The following is a 21,613-nucleotide window of genomic DNA, read 5'->3' as shown; positions in this document are numbered from 1 at the left end:
AATCAAATATCCAACTTCGGCAACGACTTCACAATTTTCATCGTCTCAAGGCTGACCGTAATCACTCGTAAGAACAGCTCAAGCGGGTATGCAGCATTGTTCATCGTTTCAATTGCCCAATCGTTTGCATCGTTGACAATGCCGCTGTCTTTGTGCGTAGAAACGCCCTGACGTTCCATCACCCACTCAAGTGCTGGCTTACCATTCACTACGTAATCATACGCCTCTACAGGGATGTCCTTGATGGTGATGCGCTTGTTGTAAACAACCGTACCCTTCTCACCTTTCTTCGCAAACTTCATCTTTTCGACATAGAAGTCTTCTACGGTCAATTGGCTGTACGCCGTGCTACCCGTATCCAATGTTGCTTTGTACGGTTCAACAGTTTCATAGTTCAAGTGCCAATGTGCAAGCTCACGACCTGCTTTAGAGAATGCCCAAAAGTCTTCTGCTTTCTTCACGCAAGGAATACGTGGTAGCTCCTTGGTGAGATTGTCCGCATAGCGGGTGCGGTATTCTTCGCTATGGAGCAAACCGTAGGTGTAATAGAAGATGTCTTCTTTCGTAATTTGTTCGCTAGGATAAGCTGTTTGGAAGTGCTGTAAGCCTTCGTCACTGATGCCATCTTTACGCTCGTACTTGGTTTCAGTCACGGTTAAATCGAGTGATTCATCAAACAAGTCACCTGAATCCACACTTTTGGTTTGGGTACTTTCTTCATAAACGTAGAGTGGGAAACCTTGACCTTTCTCTATAGTATCTAAGCAAAAAACTTTATCCATTATCAAGACAGAAAACCCTTTACTTGCACCAACACCGCTAACACTAATAACGAGATTAGAACTATTAGGAGTAGGGAAGAAATATGGCATTTTTAATTGCATTTCATTCAAATGTTTGTCGAAATACAAATAATTTTGAAAAAATGGACGATAAACGCTTGCTCTAGTTTTATTTGAATCAAAAGTCAAACTTATACCTTTAGCATAGGTTTGTTTTAAGCCCCTAGTCCAACTAATTGAACTCAAATTAGACTCCAATTCTTCTACTTTTAAATTGCTTTCAAGTTGAAAATTATAATAATTAATTGTTTTTTCAATATTATTATTTAACTTTTCAGAAGATGCATTGAAACACCATGCATCTCTATTAGTGGCAACCCCTAAAGAATAATCATTGAAAATATCCTTATTGATTTTATCCTTTTTATTTCCCATAGAAATGTATAAATCAAAGCTATCGTCACGTTGATTTAACCAATCTCCATGTTCATCAGGCTTAATTTCTACCCAACCATTAGCATTACTAATACCTTGCAAACTCTTAAAGTTGGCAATTTTCTCCAGCTTTTCCTCACGACTTAAATAATCACCAATATCATGGAAATAAATCTGACCCTGTTTGTCAGAGTTGGGGTTTTTCACAAGGATTGAAATAGCAATCGGTGCACGACTACCACTTCCGAATATTTTACCACCCTCTTGACGAGATCTTTCACCCGATGTTCGTTGGTTTCCGCGTAAATGAAAGATATAGAGACTGCTAAACTCTTCAACCAAGCATTTACGTAAACCATCCGTAGTATTGGCATCTATGAATCCAGCATTTGTTACAAAACCAATAATACCTTGTGTTGATACACGATCACTTGCCCAACGTATGGCGCGAATATAAGAGTCGTAAAGCCCTTTAGCTAAAACTGCATTTGATTTTTCAGCATAAGTTTTCGTAATTCTATTATCCAGACTTGGGTATGCTGTATTTTGATTATCATCATCAGCCGATTTCGCTCCAATTGAATAAGGTGGATTCCCAATAATTACCTGAATATCAAGCGACTTCTGACGTTTACGGCGTGCACTATTATCCACCAGTACTTGATCAACCAAATCTTCTTTCTCGTACATTTGGAAAGTATCAGTTAAACAAATACCCTCAAAAGGCGTGTATTCATCAATAATCTCGTGATGGTAAACCGCTTCAATGTTGATTGCCGCAATGTAATAAGCGAGCAATACAAGCTCATTAGCATGAATTTCATTCTTGTATTTATAGGTCAATTTCTTCGGTGGAATTAAACCACTTTGTAGTAAACGAGAAATGAACGTCCCTGTCCCAGTGAATGGGTCAAGTACGTGCACACCCTCGTCGGCAAAGCTCTTGCCGAATTCTTGTTGAAGAACATCATTAACGCTGTGAATGATGAAGTCCACCACTTCAACAGGCGTGTAGACGATACCAAGGCGTTCGGTCATGCGAGGGAAAGCATTACGGAAGAACTTGTCATAAAGCTCAACGATGATCTTCTGTTTGCCTTCTGCGCTCTCAATGCCCGACGCTCGCATTTTTACGCTGTCATAGAAGCGTTGTAATGCTTCGGTTTCACTGTCGAGTTGATGCTGATCTAAAACATCTAAAACCTTCTGCATGGCAACTGCCATTGGGTTATGCGCCGCAAAGCTATACTCGTCAAACAAGGCATCAAAGACAGGTTTGGTGATCAAATGCTGTGCCAACATTTCAATGATTTCAGCATCCGATACCGCGTTGTTCAGGTCGTCGCGAATCTCATGTGCAAATTCTTCAAAGACGGCGCGCTCTTTGTCGCATTCAGGACGCTCTAGAATGTCTGTAATAAGCTTAATATGGGTTTGTGCAATCTTGGCAATATCATTTGCCCAATCTTCCCAGTGATGACGATTACCAACCTTCTGAACGACTTTAGCAACGATAGCACGCTCAATCTCGCCCGATTCAAAACTGAAGGACTGTTGAACATCTTCAGCTTCATCTTTTTTCTTCTTGGTCGGTGTACCGATGGTTGCGCCACCTTTGCCTGCACCTTTCTTTTTCGCTTTTGCTGATACCTTATCCGTAATCGCAATGACTTCCATCTTAGAACGATCAATGCCTGTTAAGTCCATCTTGTTGATCATGGCATCAAAGCGGTCATCGTGCGAACGTAGTGCATTCAGCACTTGCCAAACGACTTTATAAGTTTGGTTATCATCAAGGGCTTTATTGGCATCTACATTCGGAGGAATAACGACAGGTAAAATTACATAACCGCGTTTTTTTCCTTCAGCAAGGCGCATCACACGCCCAACAGATTGCACCACGTCGACTTGTGAATTACGTGGTGTCAGGAATAACACCGCATCAAGTGCAGGCACATCTACACCTTCAGACAAGCAACGTACGTTACTTAAAACACGACAAATTGGACGTTCTACGCCGTTTTCATCGACTTGTGGTTCAGGTGTTGCTTTTAGCCAATTCAGCTTTTGCTCTTTAAGGTCTGCACCCATACCGCCGTCGACATGCTGTGCTTCGCAAATTAAGCGGTGTGAAATTTCGTTACCTTCTTTGGCTTCGGCTTCTTGATAGGCTTCAACTACAGTTTGAAAGATATTAGCAATACGTGTTGAACTGACCTGATGCTTACGCGCTTTCTCGGTTTGGTCGATGACCTGACAGAAAGCAAGGGCGCGTTGCATCGGGGTGATGTCTTCTTCAACATCCGCATGAATGCCTTGTTTAGACAAAGCTTTCCAACAGCCGACAATGCGTGCCGCATCATCGACAACGATTTCACTGTTCTCAGTAATAGTGCTTCCGATTTTTTTGATAATCGTGTCCGAATCCACTGTCAGTACAATGACCTTGTAATCAACCAAGAGACCACGCTTCACCGCTTCTGAAAAGTTGATGGTATAGAGCGTTTCGCCAAACAGCTTTTCATCATCCATTGAAAACAATGTGAAATCGGTTGCATTGTTTTTAACATCATCTGAGAAAATACGTGGTGTTGCTGTCATGTAAAGACGTTTTTTACCCAGAATAAAGCCAGCATCGTGAATTTTTACGAAGTTTGAATCATCTTCGCTGTCGTGTGTAGAACCTGTTGTGCGGTGTGCTTCATCACAAATGATGAGGTCAAACTCGTGCATTTGATGCTCGTTTTGAGCATCACTCACAGTATTAATCGAATGGTAAGTTGAGAACACAACAGTCATGTGCTCGTCGTCATGATGCTTCTCTACATTTTCTGCTAATTTCTTCGCATCTGTTGTCGCTGGATATTGCAGTTCATGTTCAAGAGTTGTGACTGCATCAATGACAGATGCTTTTTTCTTTTTGCCGACTTCTGTATCTGAACATACAGCATAGCTATGCAACGGCGTTGTTGATTCTTGTGTCCATTCAGTCAATGTTTGGGACAACAAGGATAAACTTGGTACAAGGAACAATACGCGCTTGCCTTTGCCCGCACATTCTTCAGCAATTTTAAGACTTGTAAAGGTTTTACCTGTACCACATGCCATAATGAGCTTACCGCGCTCTAACTTTTGGTCATATAAACCTGCTTTCACATTAACAAGTGCAGCTTTTTGATGGTCACGAAGCTCTTTTTTCGGCTTGAATATAACTTCTTTCTTTTCCGCGAATTGCGACCAATCAATCGCGCTCTGTGCCAGAGTCTCAAGGTCAATCTTAGTGACAGATGGGTCTTGGTTTTCTAGGGTCGCCAGTGCATTGTCAGACCAAGCATGCGTCGTACTGACAATGATACGGCGTGCAAAGTAGGTTTTAGATGCCGCCGATAGGAAACTGTCGATTTCTTTTTTAGAAACTGTACGGTCTGCATCATACAGCTTGCATTGAATAGCGTGGAACTCGCCGTCTTTGGTCGTTGCGACAAGGTCAATGCCTGTATCTTTGCCCGACAATCCTTGTTCTTTTGCCCATTCGGTATAGGTTTGTACCGCCGCGAATAGATCGGCATAGAAGGGTTCATGCTCGAAATACTTAATACAAAGCAATTCGAAGTAAGTTCCTTTTTCTCGTTCTGTTTTCGCTGTTGTTCTATAAGTGTTAATTAAGTCAAAAAAAGCCGACATGACAAAGTCCAAGAGTGCCTCGATATATACCGCTATATTAGGCAAAAAAATCACAAAACTAAAACTTTAATTTAGGTCTCTCAGATGCGCTTTATTATGTGAAGTTTGCATCAAAATTTATTAATGATGAATCGGCTAGCTAAAACCAAAATCGAGCTTACAGTACCAATGAGTGCATTCTACGGCAGATAATTATAAGTAAGTGTAGTTAATGCTAAAATTAGGTTAAGCTAGGTAGAAGTAAATATTAAGCTTTCACTTAAATGAAATATAAGAACTTTTCAAAAAAATTGCCGATTGATGAATGGTAGGCATACCGCATTTCGCTTATTTTCTAGGACATCACTCCATTTAATCACTGGCATGATTGAAGTTTTGCATAGCTGTAGCAGTGCAAAGTCGAAAGGTGCTGTGTAATCTTGATTGTGGGTGAGCATGGGCGAAAATTGGTGGAGCGGTAGCGTAGGCAATTTGAGCCATGGGCGGTTTGTTTGTTGGTCTGATTATTCTTTTTCGTTCAGATTCGCTATCGCTCATCCTCTCGTTAATAATCATTACTCAGTATATTAATAGACATATATGTTATTACTGTTATTAGGCCAACTTGTGTTCCAAAAATCTCTCTAAGTCATACAACATATGACTTAGAGTAAAATTGATCTTTAAAAAAACACCCCGAAATTTGCGAATTAAAACTTTCTCGCAAGGTCTTTCACGGCGTTTCGTTTCGCTTCATTCAGCCACGCGTAACTCTCGATCGCATCGGGTAAATTTCGCTTATGTCTGCTGATACTCAGCTTGTCCTCTTGCTCTTTTCCGAATGGTTTCACTTGGGTGTAATACTGGTCTTTTTCGGTGAGCATTGCTCGTTTGCTCAATTTAGTGAATTGCATTTTCTTGAATCCGCAAGTAATGATTTTGCGCAAGTTGCTTATGTGAAGGTCAATGGTATTATCCGTAAAAGCTAACTTTGTCAGCGTTACTTCAATTCGCGCTCTGTGCTGGTCTTTCGATAAAGATTGACCGCCCTTGTCGGTTCGTTTGAAGTATGCTCTCACGCAGAATACATCACTCCGATGATCGCCCATGCCGATGTTGTAGCCATTTTCTACAAGCTCATAAAGCGCATGTGGGGCGGTCGGTATATCTCGCCGTGTCCATTTTGTTTTATAGGTTCGTAATAACCTAGCGTCTACTGGGTACTGCATGGCTTTGTGCAACTTGATGACTATAGCCGAACCATCATCTCCGTAAAAATCAAGAGATAATTCGATCGCATCAATAGTCATTGTTTCACATTTTGCACCGTACTCTTTGACCAGTAAATCAGTAATTTTCTTTAGATCGCTTTTATTCCGAATGTCATGCAGTCGAATTGTGAATGATGCATCATGCTGGGTGATGTCGTTGTCCTTATGTGCAATGTAGTGACGTATACCTGTACGCTTTGTGATTAACTCTTTAATGCGGCTACGTGCATTATGTTCTTTGTAGAACTTGCACATAGTCGGGTCTACTGTAAACCTCAAGTCTAGCCAATCAATCACAGCTTTAATCTTTCGCACTGATGAAAACAGTTCAACATTGATAGGATAGTAAAGTTCAGCATCTTTTATGTTGTCAGCTAGGCGCTCCTGTAATGAGTCTAACAATGCATGAACTTCCGCTATGGGCGTTTCCATTGTGACCGCTGTTGATTCGATTACCTTTGACTTTTTGGTTCGCTTCGTCTTTGACCATTTTGGTACACTGTCCTCGTACTCACTGAGCAAAATATCCTTATCAAAGATAACTAGCTTTTTTTCATCCTTAAATAGTTCAAGCATGAAGCTATTTAACTCCGCTGTAGCTTTATCAGTCTCACGGTACTCGCGTGGGCTTAAATATTGTGTAATTTCCATATCTTGTCTAACTGCTGTGAATAGCAATAACTGCTACAATGAACACTAGTTCGTTGGTTACTTGCTCAGTTTTGCCGATTGTGTAAATGTGGAAAAGGAGATGTTTCAGCATCTCCTTTTTTTACTGCATCACCGTTTTGTTATTTGCGTCTCTTTAATTGACTACAAATCTCATCAACAATGAACGCAATATCAATTTTTACCTCCGTTGCAGCTTCAATATGATAAAAAATCAATTCTGCTGCTCCTTGAATACCTGATGGGGTACTGAGATCTACCGTGACATCCCCTGTATCGGCATGCTCGATAACATTCGCCACCTCACATTTAATAAATTCCTTCATTGCATCAGTACCCGTGACAGTTGTGTTATCACGTAAAATTACTTCGAGTTCATTTAAAGCGTCCATGCACTTCTCCTTTAGTTTCCTGCTTATGAGCATTAATGAAGGCTTTTAAACCTGCCTCTGTGTAGAACAGCTCACCATCAATCAAGTGATAATTGATGAGAAAACCGTCCTGTTCTTGCCACTTTCGTGGATTATATTTCAAATAAGACCACCACTGTTTTGTAGTTCGCTTATTTAATTCCGCTGTTAACAACAGCGCCGCATTCCAAATGCTATACATTTCTTGCACTGCACTTTTCCTAACTAGTACTTTGAATTAAGTAACTTTCAAACGCCGTATTAATCAGAATCACTTTTTCACCATGATGTACCGCCGTAAACACAATTGAAGTATTGGATGTAAGTTCACTTGTAATTTCACATTCTGTATAGACTTCAAAGTACTCATTTAAAGTAAGGACCGTCACTTTCATTTAACTCTCCAACTTACACGATCAACTTTTGAGATTCATGCCACTTCAGAATCTCGCAATAATCAAAATAAGATTTTGATTGCATTGAACTTCCAAACTTATAGGCTCTTGGAAAGGTTGAATCTCTTTTCATTAACTTATCCAAGCCATCAGTACTTAAACCTAAAGCTTTAGCAGTATCTTTTTTGGTGAGTCGAATTGGTTGGATGTTCATAGTTACCTCAATTACAGCGTATTGCCGATGAGGCTAGTATGAGATAAAGATATATGGATGTTCCAAGATTACGGCAGATCAAGCCTCCCGTAATCTTGAATACTTTTTATTCAAAAAATATTTTTATAGTTTTCTTTGATTATTTTTTATTCTTTAGAGGAAGGTAATGGTAAATTTTCCTCCTTACACCAATCAATAATAGTCTGAAAATCGCGCTCCTGATTAAAACATCTCAACGTGCAATTTACTAAATTCACCAAGTCTTCTTGATTATTAGCCATCTTGAAAGGTAAAACATTTTTAATAAACTGAATTCCCAGTCTCCTTCCTAAATCCATTCTTTTATTACGGATGTCGATATTAGTTACCTTCGGATTCAACTGAATAATTGGCTTATTCTGTAATTTTTTAATTTGTGCAAGACTGAATTTAATATCATTAAAAGAAAAAACTATATTTTCAACTAATCCCAATACAGCGACTACAGTTGAAAGTTCAACTGGAGAAGCATCGTCTTTATATAGCTCCTCAACACCTTCTGATAAGTTAATTCTTTTGATAATTACATTTTTATCTTCAGGATGTGAATAATTTGAAATGAAATGAGCTTTTTGAAAATGATAATTTTCCTTCAACAATACGCAACCTAGATTCTTAGACTCGTGTTTAAATTGAGTAATAGATAAGCTAGACGAGCTACTGATACAATTAAATAAGTCGATATTAGTTATATCCGAAATATCTAAACGCACATAACCAACATATTGTTTTTTGATCAAGTAAGCTAAATCTTCTGCTATCGAACACTCACATAAATCAAATCCTGTATTTAATTTAACGTATAAATCCAACAAACCATTCTTAACATAGTGTAAGAGGGTAAATTCATTACATTGCTGTTTAGTCATTTTTGATATTTCATCTAAAGCGACGGCGTAATCTACATAAGACATCATGCAGCCTCCTCTTCAGACATATCATCATCTTGAACCATAGCTTCAATAAAAGATTGAAGCACTCTTAGTTGTTTTGCATTGAATTTATTTTTTTCTAAACCGATATCGTTCCATGAATATTCCGTCAATTTATCAATTTTAAAACTATCAAACTCAAATGATTTGCCATTTGCTAAAGCATCTAAATAGTCAGACCAGATTTGCATCATCTTTCTACGTTGCTCTAGATATAAAGCTTTGTTGTAGACACCTTCCACACCACCCAATTTATGCGCTAAAGCTGATTCAACCCACTCACGTCGAAAACCACGCTCACGTAATGCTGTACTCATAATATGTCGAAAACCATGTGGTGTTTGCTTACCGTTATAGCCCATTTTTTTTAAAGCATTTCCGAGCGTTGCATTTGAAATAGGTTCTTTACTAGAATTTCTCCCTCTAAATAAGTAAGGACTTGAACCACTGTATGCTTTTAACTCTTTTAACAACTCTATAACTTGTGATGAAAGTGGAATCGTATGTTCAACACGCTTCTTCATTTTATGTGCAGGAATTACCCATAGTTTTTCTTCAAAATCAAATTCAGACCATTCAGCACGGCGAATTTCATTTGGTCGAGTACCTAACATTAAGGCTAGCTGTAAACCAATTGCAGTTTGTCGTGTCGGATAATTTACGACTTTAACTAAGAGATCAGGCAATTCTTTTTCAGCAACATGAGGCATGTTTACACTTACATGCTTTTCAAGATGCTTATGAATATTAGCACTGGGTTCTGATCTACCCGACCAGTCACTTCAGCTAAATCATAAATATCACGGCATAAAGCACAAACACGTTGCCCCATCTCAACAATCGGTTTCTTTGTTTTGGGATGCAGTTTTTTTTGAACTGTCTTAAATAAATCAAGCCATTCAACTTTTTTAATTGTCCGATAATCACGACTACCCATGAGAGGATAAACATGATTTCTTAGCGCCCCCTCATTTCGCATACGAGTATCATTTGTCCAAGTTTTATTTACACAATATTCTTCAGCAAGTTTTTGAAACAAAAACTCCCCACTACTTTGTTGGATCTGATCTTGTTTTTGTTGATCTTTAGCATCCTTCGGGTCAATACCATCAGAAAGTTGGTTTCGAGCCTCCATAGCTTTTTGTCTTGCTAATTTTCCGCTAACTTGAGGGTATGATCCTAGCCCTATAAATGTCCACTTACCCGTAGCTGGTTTTTTATACCTAAACTCCCAACGCTTTTTACCATCTCTCTTAATAACAAAATATAAATTATCGCCGTCGTTAATACGTTCTTCAGCTTTATTTGTTTCTAAAGCTTTTAGAACTGTATCAGCCATTGGAAATTTTGAAATATCTTCTTTAAACACAATAAACCTTTTCCGTGTATGGTCACACATCATTAAACTCAAACATACAAAACACCATACAAATGAGCCAATGCTATGTTTACGAATAATGCAGAATGTAAAGGCATAAAAAAAGCCCTAACTGTTGATAGTTAAGGCTTTTAGTTTGATATGTCATCATGTGAACGAATGACAATTAAGAATTTTGGTGGAGATGGCGGGAGTTGAACCCGCGTCCGCCAGCACTACGCTCGAGAATACTACATGCTTAGATATCGTCTATTGATTTAGCTCTTTGTGACCCGACGAACAGGGTACAAATCGCGATCCTTTAAGATTTAGTATAAGACCCCAAGGCTTGATCTTATACGGACTTGTGTGCGTTCGCTTCAGTCGGGACCCCTAACCACAAGTATTCAGGGATGCGGACAAGCTGCCCTTAGGCAGCTAGAGCGTAAGTTTCGTCGTTTGCGACTAAAATATGCAAATTTGATTTACGAGAGAAAATGCGCTCTCGACATGCATCTATGAGTTTCATCACCAGCGTCGAAGCCAGAAACATCCCCAAAGTAGCGTCATCATAGCATAACTTCAAAAAATTGCGATGCAATTTCGAAACAATTACACATTGATCTGCGCTTAATTACATAATTGCGTTAATATTTTATTTTTCAAGACCGCAAAAGAAAAATATATGAGCTTTTTATTGGCACTCGATCAAGGAACGACTTCAAGTCGTGCGATCATTTTTAACGAACATGGACAAGTTCAAGCTACAGCTCAACGGGAAACCCATATTCAAACCCCGCATTCGGGTTGGGTGGAGCAAGATGCTCAAGAAATTTGGAGTACACAAATTGCCGTCGTGCAACAAGCACTCGCTTCTGCTCGTATCCTCGCAAAAGATATTAAAGCCATTGGACTGACCAATCAGCGTGAAACCACTGTGGTTTGGGATAAACGCACAGGTCAACCGCTTGCTCCTGCAATTGTCTGGCAAGACCGCCGTGCAACCGAGTGGTGTGGACAACTGACCCAACAAAATCTCAATGACCTCATTCACAAAAAGACCGGTTTACGTATCGATCCCTATTTTAGTGCTGGCAAATTGGTTTGGTTATTAGAGCACACTCAAGGTCTACGTGAACTCGCAGAGCAAGGTCATGTGGCTTTTGGCACGATTGACAGTTGGTTGGTGTGGAACCTGACGCAAGGTGCAGAGCATGTGATTGAAGCCAGCAATGCCTCACGAACCATGCTAATGAACTTACAGCAACAAGCTTGGGATGAAGAACTCTTAGAATTATTCGATATTCCCCTGTCGGTCCTTCCTAAAATCATCAGTTCAGATGAATATATTGCAGATACCGCTACAGGTTTACTTGGCGCAAACATTCCCATTACTGGCATCTTAGGTGACCAGCAATCTGCGCTATTTGGACAGTCATGCTTTGACGCAGGAACAGCAAAAAATACCTATGGTACCGGCTGTTTCATGCTCTTTAACACCGGCACCGAAGTTCAATATAGCCATAATAAATTACTCTCGACCCTTGCATGGCAAGCTCAAGGTCAAACCCATTATGCACTTGAAGGCAGTGTATTTATGGCTGGCGCAATCGTGCAATGGCTAAGAGACGGTTTAGGGATTATTCAAAAAAGCAGTGATGTTGAAAAACTCGCGTGCCAAGTGGAGCATACCGATGGCGTGGTTTTGGTTCCTGCCTTTACTGGGCTAGGCGCTCCGCATTGGGATAGTGATGCCCGTGCCCTCCTCTGTGGAATGTCACGTGGTACAAATAAATCCCACATAACTCGTGCCGCCTTAGAGGCCATTGCCTTTCAAGTGTCGGATGTATTGACCGCCATGCAGTCAGACCTGTCTAGTCCACTTAAAGAACTCAGGGTCGATGGCGGTGCCAGTAGCAATGATATGCTGATGCAATTTCAGGCCGATATTTTAAATGTGCCTGTACTGCGTCCTAAACTTTTAGAATCAACAGCATGGGGCGCTGCCGCAATGGCCGGACTCAAAGCGGGTGTGTTTTCAAATCTTGATGAAATTGCAGCATCATGGCAATTAGAACGTGCTTTTGAACCCAAAATGAATGCTGATCAATGTGAATTTCATTTGGCCCAGTGGCAATCTGCACTCAAACGGGCGCGCTCGGACCTTTAATTTTTTTCAATCTACACCGTATGCAATAAAAAACCACTCATTCGAGCGGTTTTTTTATACTTGATAATATTTAATGTGCATGAGCACCACCCACACCTGCTTTAGGTCGTGGACAGAGCCAAATGATGAGTGCAGCGAATATAAAGACACCCGTCAAGACTAAAAACACATGATTGGCTGAAAGCGTTAAGGCTTCTTTATTCACCAAACTGGAGATGTAACCCAATGCGGCTTCTGAACTCATTCCATGATTCACCAAGGTATTTTGTACCTCGGTAACTTGTAAATTACTGACCATTTCACTGCGTGCGACTTTGGTGTGATCATCCCAAATGGTAACAGCAATCGATGCGCCAATAGCCCCTGCCATGGTTCTTAAGAAGTTCATTAAACCCGCTGCTGATGCCATGTCTTGTGGCAGTACAGATGCTAAAGCCATATTGGACAAGGGAATAAAGAAAAATGGTACGGCAAAACCTTGTAATATTTGCGGTAAAGCCAAAGCCATCAAGTCTGCATCCGTGGTCCAAAAGGCGCGCATAAGGGTGACTCCGCCCAAGATACTTAAACCAAAACTCGCCAAAGCACGTTGATCGTATTTGGTTGCAAGCTTTGCAACAATTGGCGACATGGTCAAACTACCGACGCCCATCGTTGCAGTAAGATAACCGGCCCACGTTGCGGTATAGCCCAAGTTAATTTGTAACCACTGCGGAATCAGGACAATACTGCCAAAGAAGGCACCAAAACCAAACGCCAAAGCCAAGACCGAAATGGTAAAACTTCGGTACTTAAACAGCAGTATATTCACCACTGGATGCCGCTCAGTCAGCTCCCAAATCGTAAAAACGATCAACCCGACAAATGCCGTCAGTGCCAGCACCACGATAAATGGATTATTAAACCAATCTCGCTCATGGCCCAAGTCCAACATCAATTGCAAGGCACCGATCCACAACACCAACAGCAGTAAACCACCGCGGTCAATTTTCAATTTCTGTGTAGGTGTTTCAGCCGTTTTCAGTAAGCGCATCGCTGCGATAGCACAACCGATTCCGACAGGAATATTGATAAAGAAAATCCAATGCCAAGATAAATTATCACTGATCGTACCACCCAAAATTGGACCTAAAATGGGGCCAACCACAGTGGTCATTGCCCACATCCCCATGGCTTGCGATTGCTTTTCAGGAGGGAAAATGCGCATTAACAACGTTTGGCTCAGTGGCATAATTGGACCACCAAACAAACCTTGCCCAATTCGGCAAAACACCAACATTTCTAAACTGGTCGACAAACCACACAGTATCGAAAATACCGTAAAGCCAAACAGGCTGATCACAAAAACCCGTACAGAACCAAAGCGCCCAGCGAGCCAACCGGTTAATGGCACGCAAATCGCTTCTGCCACAGCATAGGAGGTAATGACCCATGTCCCTTGGGATGCCGATACTGCAAGGCTACCGGTGATATGCGGCACTGAAACATTGGCAATGGTCATGTCGAGCACAACCATAAAGTTCGCCAGTGCCAAAACCAAGGCAGCGAGAATCAGACGACCACCTTTTAGGTCAGTCATTTGCATTTGCTGATTCATAGGCAATTACTTCGATTTCAGGTCAATCGTCGCTTCCATAGACAGCCCCACACGTAGTGGGTGTTCTGCCAACTCTTTTGGATCTAAACGAATCCTCACAGGTAAACGCTGAACCACTTTAATCCAGTTTCCTGTGGCATTTTGTGCCGGAATCAAGGCAAATGCTGAGCCTGTGCCACCAGAAAAACCGGTCACTGTGCCATTAAATTTAACTTTGTCACCATACAGATCAGACGTCAGTTCAACTTTTTGACCCGCTTGCACCCCTGCCAATTGGCTTTCTTTAAAGTTGGCATCGACATATAACTGAGAGACTGGCACCACCATCATTAATGACGTTCCCGGTGCAATGCGTTGCCCAACTTGAATATTACGACGTGTCACCACACCATCAAAAGGTGCTTTGATTTGTGTACGTTCTAAGTCCAACTGAGCTTGTTGTAGACGTGCTTGTGCAACTAAAACATCTGGGGTTGAGTTTTCATTACTGTCTTGAATTAATGCATCATTCGCCGCTTTATTACTTTGTGCCGCTTTTTGACTAGATTTGGCTTGAGCGAGCCCTGCTTGGGCCACATCAAAACTGGCTTTAGCGGTATTCACAGCACTCTGCGCTGTGCTTAATTCTTCTTTAGAAATCGCACCTGAAGCAGCCAATTGTTGACGACGTTGTAATTCATCTTGTGCTTTATTCAGATCGGCTTGTGCCTTGGCGACTTGTGCGCTTGCACTATGAATTGCATCATCACTGACAAAGATTTGTGAGTTTAAAGAACTACTATTCGCCGCAGTTTGTTTGTATTGGCGTTTTGCTTTAAGTAATTCAGCCTGTGCCTGAGCTAAGGCAATTTCAGCATCACGAGCATCAATGCGAACAAGCACATCGCCTTTTTTCACTTGCTGCGTATCACTCACCAAAACCTCTGCCACTTGCCCCGTGACCATCGAGGTAATCGACGCTGTTTCTGCACCGACATAGGCATTATCGGTACTGACGGAATGATTTAGAAATATTGACCAAATCAAATACATCACCAAAGCAATCACGATCAATGCAGCCACTATACCAAGGCCTTTTTTTCTGCGTGCTTTTAATTCCTGATCGGTGGGCTGCTCTGTAGATGGGGTTTCTGGCAGGTTACTAACGGTATCTGTCATAGATTTGTCCTAAATCTAGCAGACTTGGTCATGGCATCATGAGCTTTGCAAAGCATGTCAACTTTGCTGTCAGATAATGGTGTCGTGAGAAAGTCTATCTTCTTCAATTTTCCGGCATTTTAAAGCTAAAAAATCATATCCTGAGAATAGAAAATGTAACTCGTCAGTCTTTTTTTCGTCGGCAACAGGATAAAATCATGCCCTGCTGCCAATGCTGGACTTTATTTTTTCATCATTTTGAATGTGTTAACTTAAAAATGGCTTAATAAGCATACGATGCAATCGCCGTTGCAATCGCTTTACCTTCATCATTGACCATGGTCATACGCATGGTGCAGCCCTTACGACCTAAACGTAAGGTTTCAGCTCGTGCAAGGAAATACTGTCCACGTCCTGGCGCTAAATAATCCACACGCATATCGACGGTCGCTAAGCGAGATACCTTTTTACTAGTTTCTACTATATCTTCAGCTGTGGCCTTTTTATACAATTCTGCCATCGCAGAGATACCACCGATACTGTCGAGTAGGGTTGCCGCGACGCCACCATGTAAAATTTGGAATGCGACATTTCCAATTAGATTACTGGCCATGTCGACACGTGCTTCGATCTGACCATCAATCACCGTCATTTTCATGGCATTGTGTACAAAAAATGGGGAGCTGTTAAATGCTTGAGCAATGTTATTTAATAAAGTATCGATTTCATTCTTCGAGTTTAGGTCAATATTACCGGTCCAACTCTTATTTACATCTGTCATAGCCTACTCGAATCGCTGTCATTGAATAAAAAAATAATACGGGGTGCGCCAAACCCTCATTATGCGTCTACAATAGTCAAAGTTTAATACTGATCAATGAGATTGTTATGACCTATACGTTCAATCGTCCAGCTTTTCCTGCCACTCGCATGCGTCGCATTCGTAAAAATGACCAGCTTCGCGCTATGGTGCGTGAAACTCAACTGACGACTGATCATCTCATTTATCCAGTATTTGTGTTGCCAGGCCAGCAACAAACTCAAGATATTCCAAGCATGCCAAACGTACAGCGTCTATCTGCTGACTTGTTACTAAAAAAGGCAGAACGTTTACTCGAATTGGGTGTTTCAAAATTAGCTTTGTTCCCAGTTACACCACAGGAAGATAAAAGTTTAACGGCTGAAGCAGCTTGGCATGAAGATGGCTTAGTCCAAAGCACCATCCGCTTATTAAAAAAAGAACTACCAGAAATGGTTCTCATCACTGATGGTGCGCTCGACCCATACACCACACATGGTCAAGACGGTATTATTGATGATACCGGCTATGTACTGAATGATGAAACCGTTGAATGCTTAATTAAACAAGCACTCAGCCATGCTGAAGCGGGTGCAGATGTGGTTGCACCAAGTGACATGATGGATGGTCGTATCGGTGCAATTCGCCAAGCCCTTGAAGCCAATGGCCATATCTATACCAACATCATGGCTTATTCTGCAAAATATGCGTCTAGCTTTTACGGGCCATTCCGTGATGCGGTAGGTTCTTCAAGCAACCTCAAAGGTGGCAATAAATACAATTACCAAATGGACATCGGTAACCGTGCTGAAGCTTTACATGAAATCGCACTCGATATTCAAGAAGGCGCCGACATGGTGATTGTAAAACCGGGTATGCCGTATTTAGATATCGTCCGTGAAGTCAAAGATAATTTCGGTGTTCCAACATTTGTCTATCAAGTGAGTGGCGAATACGCCATGTTGGCAGGTGCCATTCAAAATGGTTGGCTGTCTGAAAACGTGATTATCGAATCGCTTATGAGCTGCCGTCGTGCAGGTGCAGATGGGATCTGGACTTACTTTGCTGAAGATGCAGCACTCATGTTGAAAGACATGAAATAACCTGCAAAGCCTTCCTGAAATGGTAACGTTCAGGAAGGCTTTTTTATATCTGTAAAATTTAAAAAACAGTCTTGGAAGAAAAACTTCGGCGTTGCTGAAGTTAAGATCAAACTCATACATTCATCGGTTAAAAGAACATGAATATTGCCATTATTGGGGCGGGTATTAGTGGTTTACTCAGCGCATTGGAACTCGTTGAACGCGGTTGTACGGTGACGATTTTCGACCAACAACGCACAGGTTCTGCCGCATCTTGGGCTGGTGGTGGCATCCTCTCCCCGATGTATCCTTGGCGATATCCCAATGAAGTCAATGCGCTCGCACGTTATGGCAAGCAGAGCTACCAAAAATGGAATGAAAAATTAAAACCTATGACTGGGATTGATTTTGAAATTCATGAAACTGGCATGTTGATTTTTGATGAAGATGATTTTGAAATTGGCTTAGATTATGCCCGTTTGCACCAAGACCCAATGCAACAGGCGGAATATTTACAATCCGAGCAAATTGAGCAGATTAATCCTCACATTTCAGCACGCTTTGCACATGGCATTTATTTTTCGCAATTAGCCAACATCCGTAATCCGCGACTTTTGCAGTCATTAACGGCTTATTTACAGCAGCATCCCAAAGTGATCATTCATGAACATTGCCCTATCCACCAATTAAACCGTTCGGACAATCGTATCCAGTCCATCACCACCGCAGATGGCAAACAACATACAGCTGATCAATTCGTTATTGCCACGGGCGCTTGGTCAGCCGCATGGAGTGAACAACTAGACATTGAGATACCCGTACAACCCGTGCAGGGACAAATGCTTCTCTTTAAAACTCCGCAGAACTGGTTGCCGACCATGTGCATGAATAAAGTCATGTACTTGATTCCACGCCAAGACGGTCATGTGGTTTGCGGCTCAAGTATGCGCCAATGTGGCTTTGATACTCAGACAACAAATACAACCTTGCAGCATATTCAAAAATCCTGCTTTGACATGGTACCAGAGCTTGCCAACTTTCCGATTGTGAAATCTTGGGCTGGCCTGCGCCCATCTTCCCCTGAAGGGATTCCGTATATTGGGCAGATGCCAAATTTCGACAATCTATGGGCAAACTTTGGGCATTTTAGAAATGGTTTATGCATGGGACCTGCTTCAGCTCAGTTATTGGCTGAACTGATGACTGGGGAAACACCTTCATTCAATGCAGACCACTATAGTCCGACTCGCCTGTTTCAAGATGCATTATTAAGTGTCGAATAATGGTCAATCCGTCAAATTCAACTAAGCCAATAAATCCTGCAAGGCTTCTTTTAACGTCGGAAATTTAAACTCAAAGCCTTGCTGTAATAATGCGGCTGGCTGAACCAATTGACCATTTAAAATTAATTGCGATTGCTCACCCAATAAAATTTTAAAGACAGTTGCAGGCACATTGAGCCACGGCTTTTTGGCTAATTGACGTGCTGCAATCTGCGCAAATTGAGCCTGCGTCGTTTTTTCCGGCGCAACCAAATTGAAAATATGCGGATCAATTGGCGTAGATTCAAGCAACCCATATTTTTTCTCTGCTTGTTTCATTAAAAACAGCATACTTCGGATCACATCTTGTATATGTATCCACACAAAAGGCTGCCGACCGGAACCTATTTTGTTGACCAAATTGAGCTGAATCGGTCGCAGCATTTGCGGTAAGATTCCGCCACCTTCAGCCAAGACCACACCTAGTCGTGTGATAATGGTATTTTGTTCAGGAAATTGGCGTGTGACTTGCTCCCAACTTTGGCATAGCTCTGACATAAAAATGGCTTGTGGTGCAGTATTTTCATCGCACACTTTTGTCCATTGTTCTTCAATATCAATACCATAATAGCCAACAGCTGAACCTGAAATAATGCATTTCGGAAAAATTTTACGTTTTCTTAAATATTGATACAGCGCTTCTGTGGTTTTGACTCGACTTTCTAATAATTGCTGTTTACGCGTTTCTGTCCAGCGACCTTTGCCGATACTTTCACCTGCAAGATTAATCACATAATCAATTCTGTCATGAGGAATTTGATCGAGCTGCTGTACCCAAGTTAAATGAGGTGATTTAGAAATACGCCCAGCCTTACGACTAAGCCCAATCACTTTATAATCCGCAGCTAAAAGTGCCTTGATGAGATGTGTGCCAATAAAACCGCTGCCACCTGTCATCAGTACTGTGGGCTGATGCATAATTTGTTCTTATCTATCTATATGAAATAATACTATTATCTATAGAACAAGATCACCAAACGATCAAGCTTTATGCACCAAACTTTTGAGCAGCCATCCGCTGTGCTTGCGGACCATAAAACCAATAGGTGATTAAATACAAAGGGATAGCCATCAGTAACAACATGATCACCATTAAACTCATAAACTGAGGATGTTGAACATAGAGCATTAAATTTTGCCAAATTTCAGGATCTTTTCTTGAAAAAATTGCGATACCCAAAAGTACAAAAGCTAAATTATATAACCAAAAAATCAGGCTAAAACCTAAGGTAAATTTTTTACGCTCTGCCTGTGTCGGTGCTCTCTGATTTTTATTTAAAAACCGAAATAACACCACGATCATGGCAATCAGGTAGGGTACGACCGTTAAAATACCACCTACACCCTGTGGCAATAATGCAGCGATCACACCGCAAATACAGGTCATGATTAAACAAATGAAAAAAAACAATAAAAAATAACGTGTTAAAGACACCATGACCCTAACCCAAGAAGAAGTTGACACCTAGTATAAAAAAAAATGCATTTTTTTTCATTTTCATGTCAACCAATCTGTAAACGGCTACGTTATATAGGGTACAAGGTCTGTAGCAACCGATGATTTGGACGGCATCCACAATGTTTCGGTGACCTTTTTAAAAGCAATAAGCTTCATTTTGAATTTAAGTATGAACAGCAGCCATGACTTAAATTTGAAATCGATTTTTTGACCGACGATTTCATCATCACTCGAATCGTCGGTCTTTTATTTTGTGCCTCATGCATTTAGCATCGAATTTTATTCTTATATTCTACACCCAAAAAAAAATCAGCCGATAAAATATCGACTGACTGAAAATTTTATGCAAGTTTAAAATAAGTCACAACTGCAAATCTATGTTATGCAGCACAGTAGCGATTACGCCCCTGTCTTTTGGCTACATAAAGGTTTTTATCAACTTGATCCAGAAATTGCATTGGATTATCCAGATCTGAAGGAATAATGGTTTTTACCCCCATGCTGAGTGTGACGAGTTCCGACACTGCAGAGGCTTTATGCGGTAATCGTGCAGCACGCACGGCATCCATAATTCTATCGGCCATCACTGCTGCTGCGGCTTCATTGGTCTCTGGTAAAATCCAAGCAAATTCCTCGCCACCAAAACGCGCAACTAAATCACGAGGTCGTGTACAACAAGATTCCAAACTTTTAGCAATTTGACGCAGACAGGTATCCCCAATCACATGACCATTCAAGTCATTGTATTGTTTAAAATAATCTAAATCGATCAAAATTAAACTCAGCGGCTTTTGCGTGCGGATTGCGTTTAACCATTCACGCTGGTAAAAGTCATCAAACAAACGTCGATTTGCAATACCTGTTAAGCCATCTTTATATGAATATTCTTCGAGCTGACGTTGCAATTTTTGTAGTTGTTCCTCTTGTTTTTTCCGCTCGGAAATATCAAACATAAAGCCGACAAGACAATCTACATCACCATTTGGTTTACGCACGACATGAACAACATCACGTATCCAAAGATATGAACCATCTTCTTTAAGTGCACGATAATCTGCTTCATGATCTATACCAGCCATCGACTGTGAAACACAATAATTCAGTACATAATTACGGTCTTCCTCGTGCATACGTGATGCCCAATCATCTACCGTTTTCCAACTACTTTGTTTCCAACCGAGTAACTTTTCAATTTGCGGTCCAATATAACTAAATGTTTTACTGTCCCAATCAATACACCAAGGAATGGCTAATGTAGACTCTAATAAAGTCTTATACACCATACTATTTGCAAGTTTTTCTTCGTCAAAAGGATTATTTGGCATGTTGCATCTCCTGCTACCCCAAATGCAGGTAATACACCTGCTGTACAATAATTCACCTATATACAGGATTAGAACAACATTTTATATTCCTAGTTCTTGGTATTTTTTAACCTAATTTCAGATCTCTACTATTTGAAACGTGTAATCCATCAAAGAAAATACAACAACAATGAACCAGTTCTACTATTTTGAAATTCAAAGTTCTGATACCAAGCTTTAAGTTATCTATTATTCTGCCGTTTTTGGTTGGTCGTTTACACGAGTTAAGTATTCCCTAATCAGTAACCCCAGACTTCATGGTGACCTCTTAGAATGCTCTGTACAGACTCCACCGATGCATTGCATTACCAATACATTTACTCGTAGTTTTGAAGTTAAAGATTTCAACCAAATCACTAAGAAAATTCTGGTACAAGATGGCCAAATTGCTATAGAAAAATTTGTGATATTTGGATAATACTGGTAAGGCTATTTCATAAATCCAGCCCATAATACTTTTTGCCTCCTGCAAGTAGATGCACATGCACATGCACATTAATGCAGTTATGGCATAGT

General features: G+C 40.8%; 18 protein-coding genes and 1 other RNA gene. 3 read left to right on the top strand and 16 right to left on the bottom strand.

Going from position 1 to position 21,613, the window contains the following annotated elements; all coding sequences use genetic code 11:
* Positions 1 to 2: 2 nt before the first annotated feature.
* The 10 genes from FTU13_RS15080 to ssrA form a co-directional block, all read right to left on the bottom strand.
* Positions 3 to 4,901, bottom strand: a complete 4,899-nt coding sequence (locus FTU13_RS15080) for a type ISP restriction/modification enzyme (RefSeq protein ID WP_180126738.1) — start codon at positions 4,899 to 4,901, stop codon at positions 3 to 5.
* Positions 4,902 to 5,590: 689 nt separating this feature from the next.
* Complete coding sequence (locus tag FTU13_RS15075; RefSeq protein WP_180126740.1) at positions 5,591 to 6,802, bottom strand: hypothetical protein; 1,212 nt, start codon at positions 6,800 to 6,802, stop codon at positions 5,591 to 5,593.
* 140 nt (positions 6,803 to 6,942) lie between these two features.
* Positions 6,943 to 7,212, bottom strand: a complete 270-nt coding sequence (locus tag FTU13_RS15070; protein WP_180126742.1) for a hypothetical protein — start codon at positions 7,210 to 7,212, stop codon at positions 6,943 to 6,945.
* Positions 7,196 to 7,432 carry a hypothetical protein gene (locus FTU13_RS15065; RefSeq protein ID WP_180126779.1) on the bottom strand — a complete coding sequence of 79 codons (237 nt, stop codon included), beginning with the start codon at positions 7,430 to 7,432 and terminating at the stop codon, positions 7,196 to 7,198. The genes FTU13_RS15070 and FTU13_RS15065 overlap by 17 nt, the downstream gene beginning before the upstream one ends.
* 19 nt (positions 7,433 to 7,451) lie before the next feature.
* Positions 7,452 to 7,625 carry a hypothetical protein gene (locus FTU13_RS15060; RefSeq protein WP_180126744.1) on the bottom strand — a complete coding sequence of 58 codons (174 nt, stop codon included), beginning with the start codon at positions 7,623 to 7,625 and terminating at the stop codon, positions 7,452 to 7,454.
* Between the two features lie 13 nt (positions 7,626 to 7,638).
* Complete coding sequence (locus FTU13_RS15055; protein WP_180126746.1) at positions 7,639 to 7,839, bottom strand: AlpA family transcriptional regulator; 201 nt, start codon at positions 7,837 to 7,839, stop codon at positions 7,639 to 7,641.
* Between the two features lie 146 nt (positions 7,840 to 7,985).
* Entirely contained in the window at positions 7,986 to 8,795 is an 810-nt protein-coding gene (locus FTU13_RS15050) for a hypothetical protein (protein WP_180126748.1), read from the bottom strand.
* The gene (locus FTU13_RS17550; RefSeq protein ID WP_257226698.1) at positions 8,792 to 9,520 is read right to left on the bottom strand and encodes a site-specific integrase; all 729 of its coding nucleotides are present in this window, start codon (positions 9,518 to 9,520) and stop codon (positions 8,792 to 8,794) included. Before FTU13_RS17550 ends, FTU13_RS15050 begins: the two co-directional genes overlap by 4 nt.
* An 8-nt stretch (positions 9,521 to 9,528) precedes the next feature.
* Positions 9,529 to 10,179 (bottom strand): integrase arm-type DNA-binding domain-containing protein, encoded by a 651-nt coding sequence (locus FTU13_RS17545; RefSeq protein WP_373423846.1) that lies wholly within the window; start codon positions 10,177 to 10,179, stop codon positions 9,529 to 9,531.
* 185 nt (positions 10,180 to 10,364) lie between these two features.
* Positions 10,365 to 10,724: a transfer-messenger RNA gene (gene ssrA / locus FTU13_RS15040) on the bottom strand.
* 128 nt (positions 10,725 to 10,852) lie between these two features.
* On the opposite strand from ssrA, the gene glpK reads away from it, so the two are divergent.
* Positions 10,853 to 12,337 carry a glycerol kinase GlpK gene (glpK, locus tag FTU13_RS15035; protein WP_180126750.1) on the top strand — a complete coding sequence of 495 codons (1,485 nt, stop codon included), beginning with the start codon at positions 10,853 to 10,855 and terminating at the stop codon, positions 12,335 to 12,337.
* Positions 12,338 to 12,407: 70 nt separating this feature from the next.
* Here glpK and FTU13_RS15030 read toward each other — a convergent pair whose 3' ends face one another.
* From FTU13_RS15030 to FTU13_RS15020, 3 genes are all read right to left on the bottom strand, one after another.
* Positions 12,408 to 13,934 carry a DHA2 family efflux MFS transporter permease subunit gene (locus FTU13_RS15030; RefSeq protein ID WP_180126752.1) on the bottom strand — a complete coding sequence of 509 codons (1,527 nt, stop codon included), beginning with the start codon at positions 13,932 to 13,934 and terminating at the stop codon, positions 12,408 to 12,410.
* 6 nt (positions 13,935 to 13,940) lie between these two features.
* Positions 13,941 to 15,092, bottom strand: coding sequence for an efflux RND transporter periplasmic adaptor subunit (locus FTU13_RS15025; protein ID WP_180126754.1), 1,152 nt, complete (start codon positions 15,090 to 15,092; stop codon positions 13,941 to 13,943).
* A 262-nt stretch (positions 15,093 to 15,354) separates the two neighbouring features.
* Positions 15,355 to 15,852 (bottom strand): thioesterase family protein, encoded by a 498-nt coding sequence (locus FTU13_RS15020; RefSeq protein WP_180126756.1) that lies wholly within the window; start codon positions 15,850 to 15,852, stop codon positions 15,355 to 15,357.
* Positions 15,853 to 15,959: 107 nt separating this feature from the next.
* On the opposite strand from FTU13_RS15020, the gene hemB reads away from it, so the two are divergent.
* Both hemB and thiO read left to right on the top strand, forming a co-directional pair.
* Positions 15,960 to 16,973, top strand: a complete 1,014-nt coding sequence (gene hemB, locus FTU13_RS15015) for a porphobilinogen synthase (protein WP_180010032.1) — start codon at positions 15,960 to 15,962, stop codon at positions 16,971 to 16,973.
* Between the two features lie 137 nt (positions 16,974 to 17,110).
* Positions 17,111 to 18,235, top strand: coding sequence for a glycine oxidase ThiO (thiO, locus tag FTU13_RS15010; RefSeq protein ID WP_180126758.1), 1,125 nt, complete (start codon positions 17,111 to 17,113; stop codon positions 18,233 to 18,235).
* A 21-nt stretch (positions 18,236 to 18,256) separates the two neighbouring features.
* Here the strand turns inward: thiO and FTU13_RS15005 are convergent, their stop codons facing one another.
* The 3 genes from FTU13_RS15005 to FTU13_RS14995 all read right to left on the bottom strand — a co-directional run bounded on the left by FTU13_RS15005 (position 18,257) and on the right by FTU13_RS14995 (position 21,058).
* Positions 18,257 to 19,192 (bottom strand): TIGR01777 family oxidoreductase, encoded by a 936-nt coding sequence (locus FTU13_RS15005; RefSeq protein WP_180126760.1) that lies wholly within the window; start codon positions 19,190 to 19,192, stop codon positions 18,257 to 18,259.
* 70 nt (positions 19,193 to 19,262) lie between these two features.
* Positions 19,263 to 19,712 carry an ABZJ_00895 family protein gene (locus tag FTU13_RS15000; protein ID WP_078193094.1) on the bottom strand — a complete coding sequence of 150 codons (450 nt, stop codon included), beginning with the start codon at positions 19,710 to 19,712 and terminating at the stop codon, positions 19,263 to 19,265.
* Between the two features lie 401 nt (positions 19,713 to 20,113).
* Positions 20,114 to 21,058 (bottom strand): GGDEF domain-containing protein, encoded by a 945-nt coding sequence (locus tag FTU13_RS14995; protein WP_078193095.1) that lies wholly within the window; start codon positions 21,056 to 21,058, stop codon positions 20,114 to 20,116.
* Between the last annotated feature and the right edge of the window lie 555 nt (positions 21,059 to 21,613).

This window comes from Acinetobacter sp. YH12064, from assembly GCF_013419735.1.
Classification (GTDB): domain Bacteria; phylum Pseudomonadota; class Gammaproteobacteria; order Pseudomonadales; family Moraxellaceae; genus Acinetobacter; species Acinetobacter amyesii.
The sequence above is the reverse complement of the archived record's forward strand: the minus strand, read 5'-3'. Positions and strand labels throughout refer to the sequence as shown.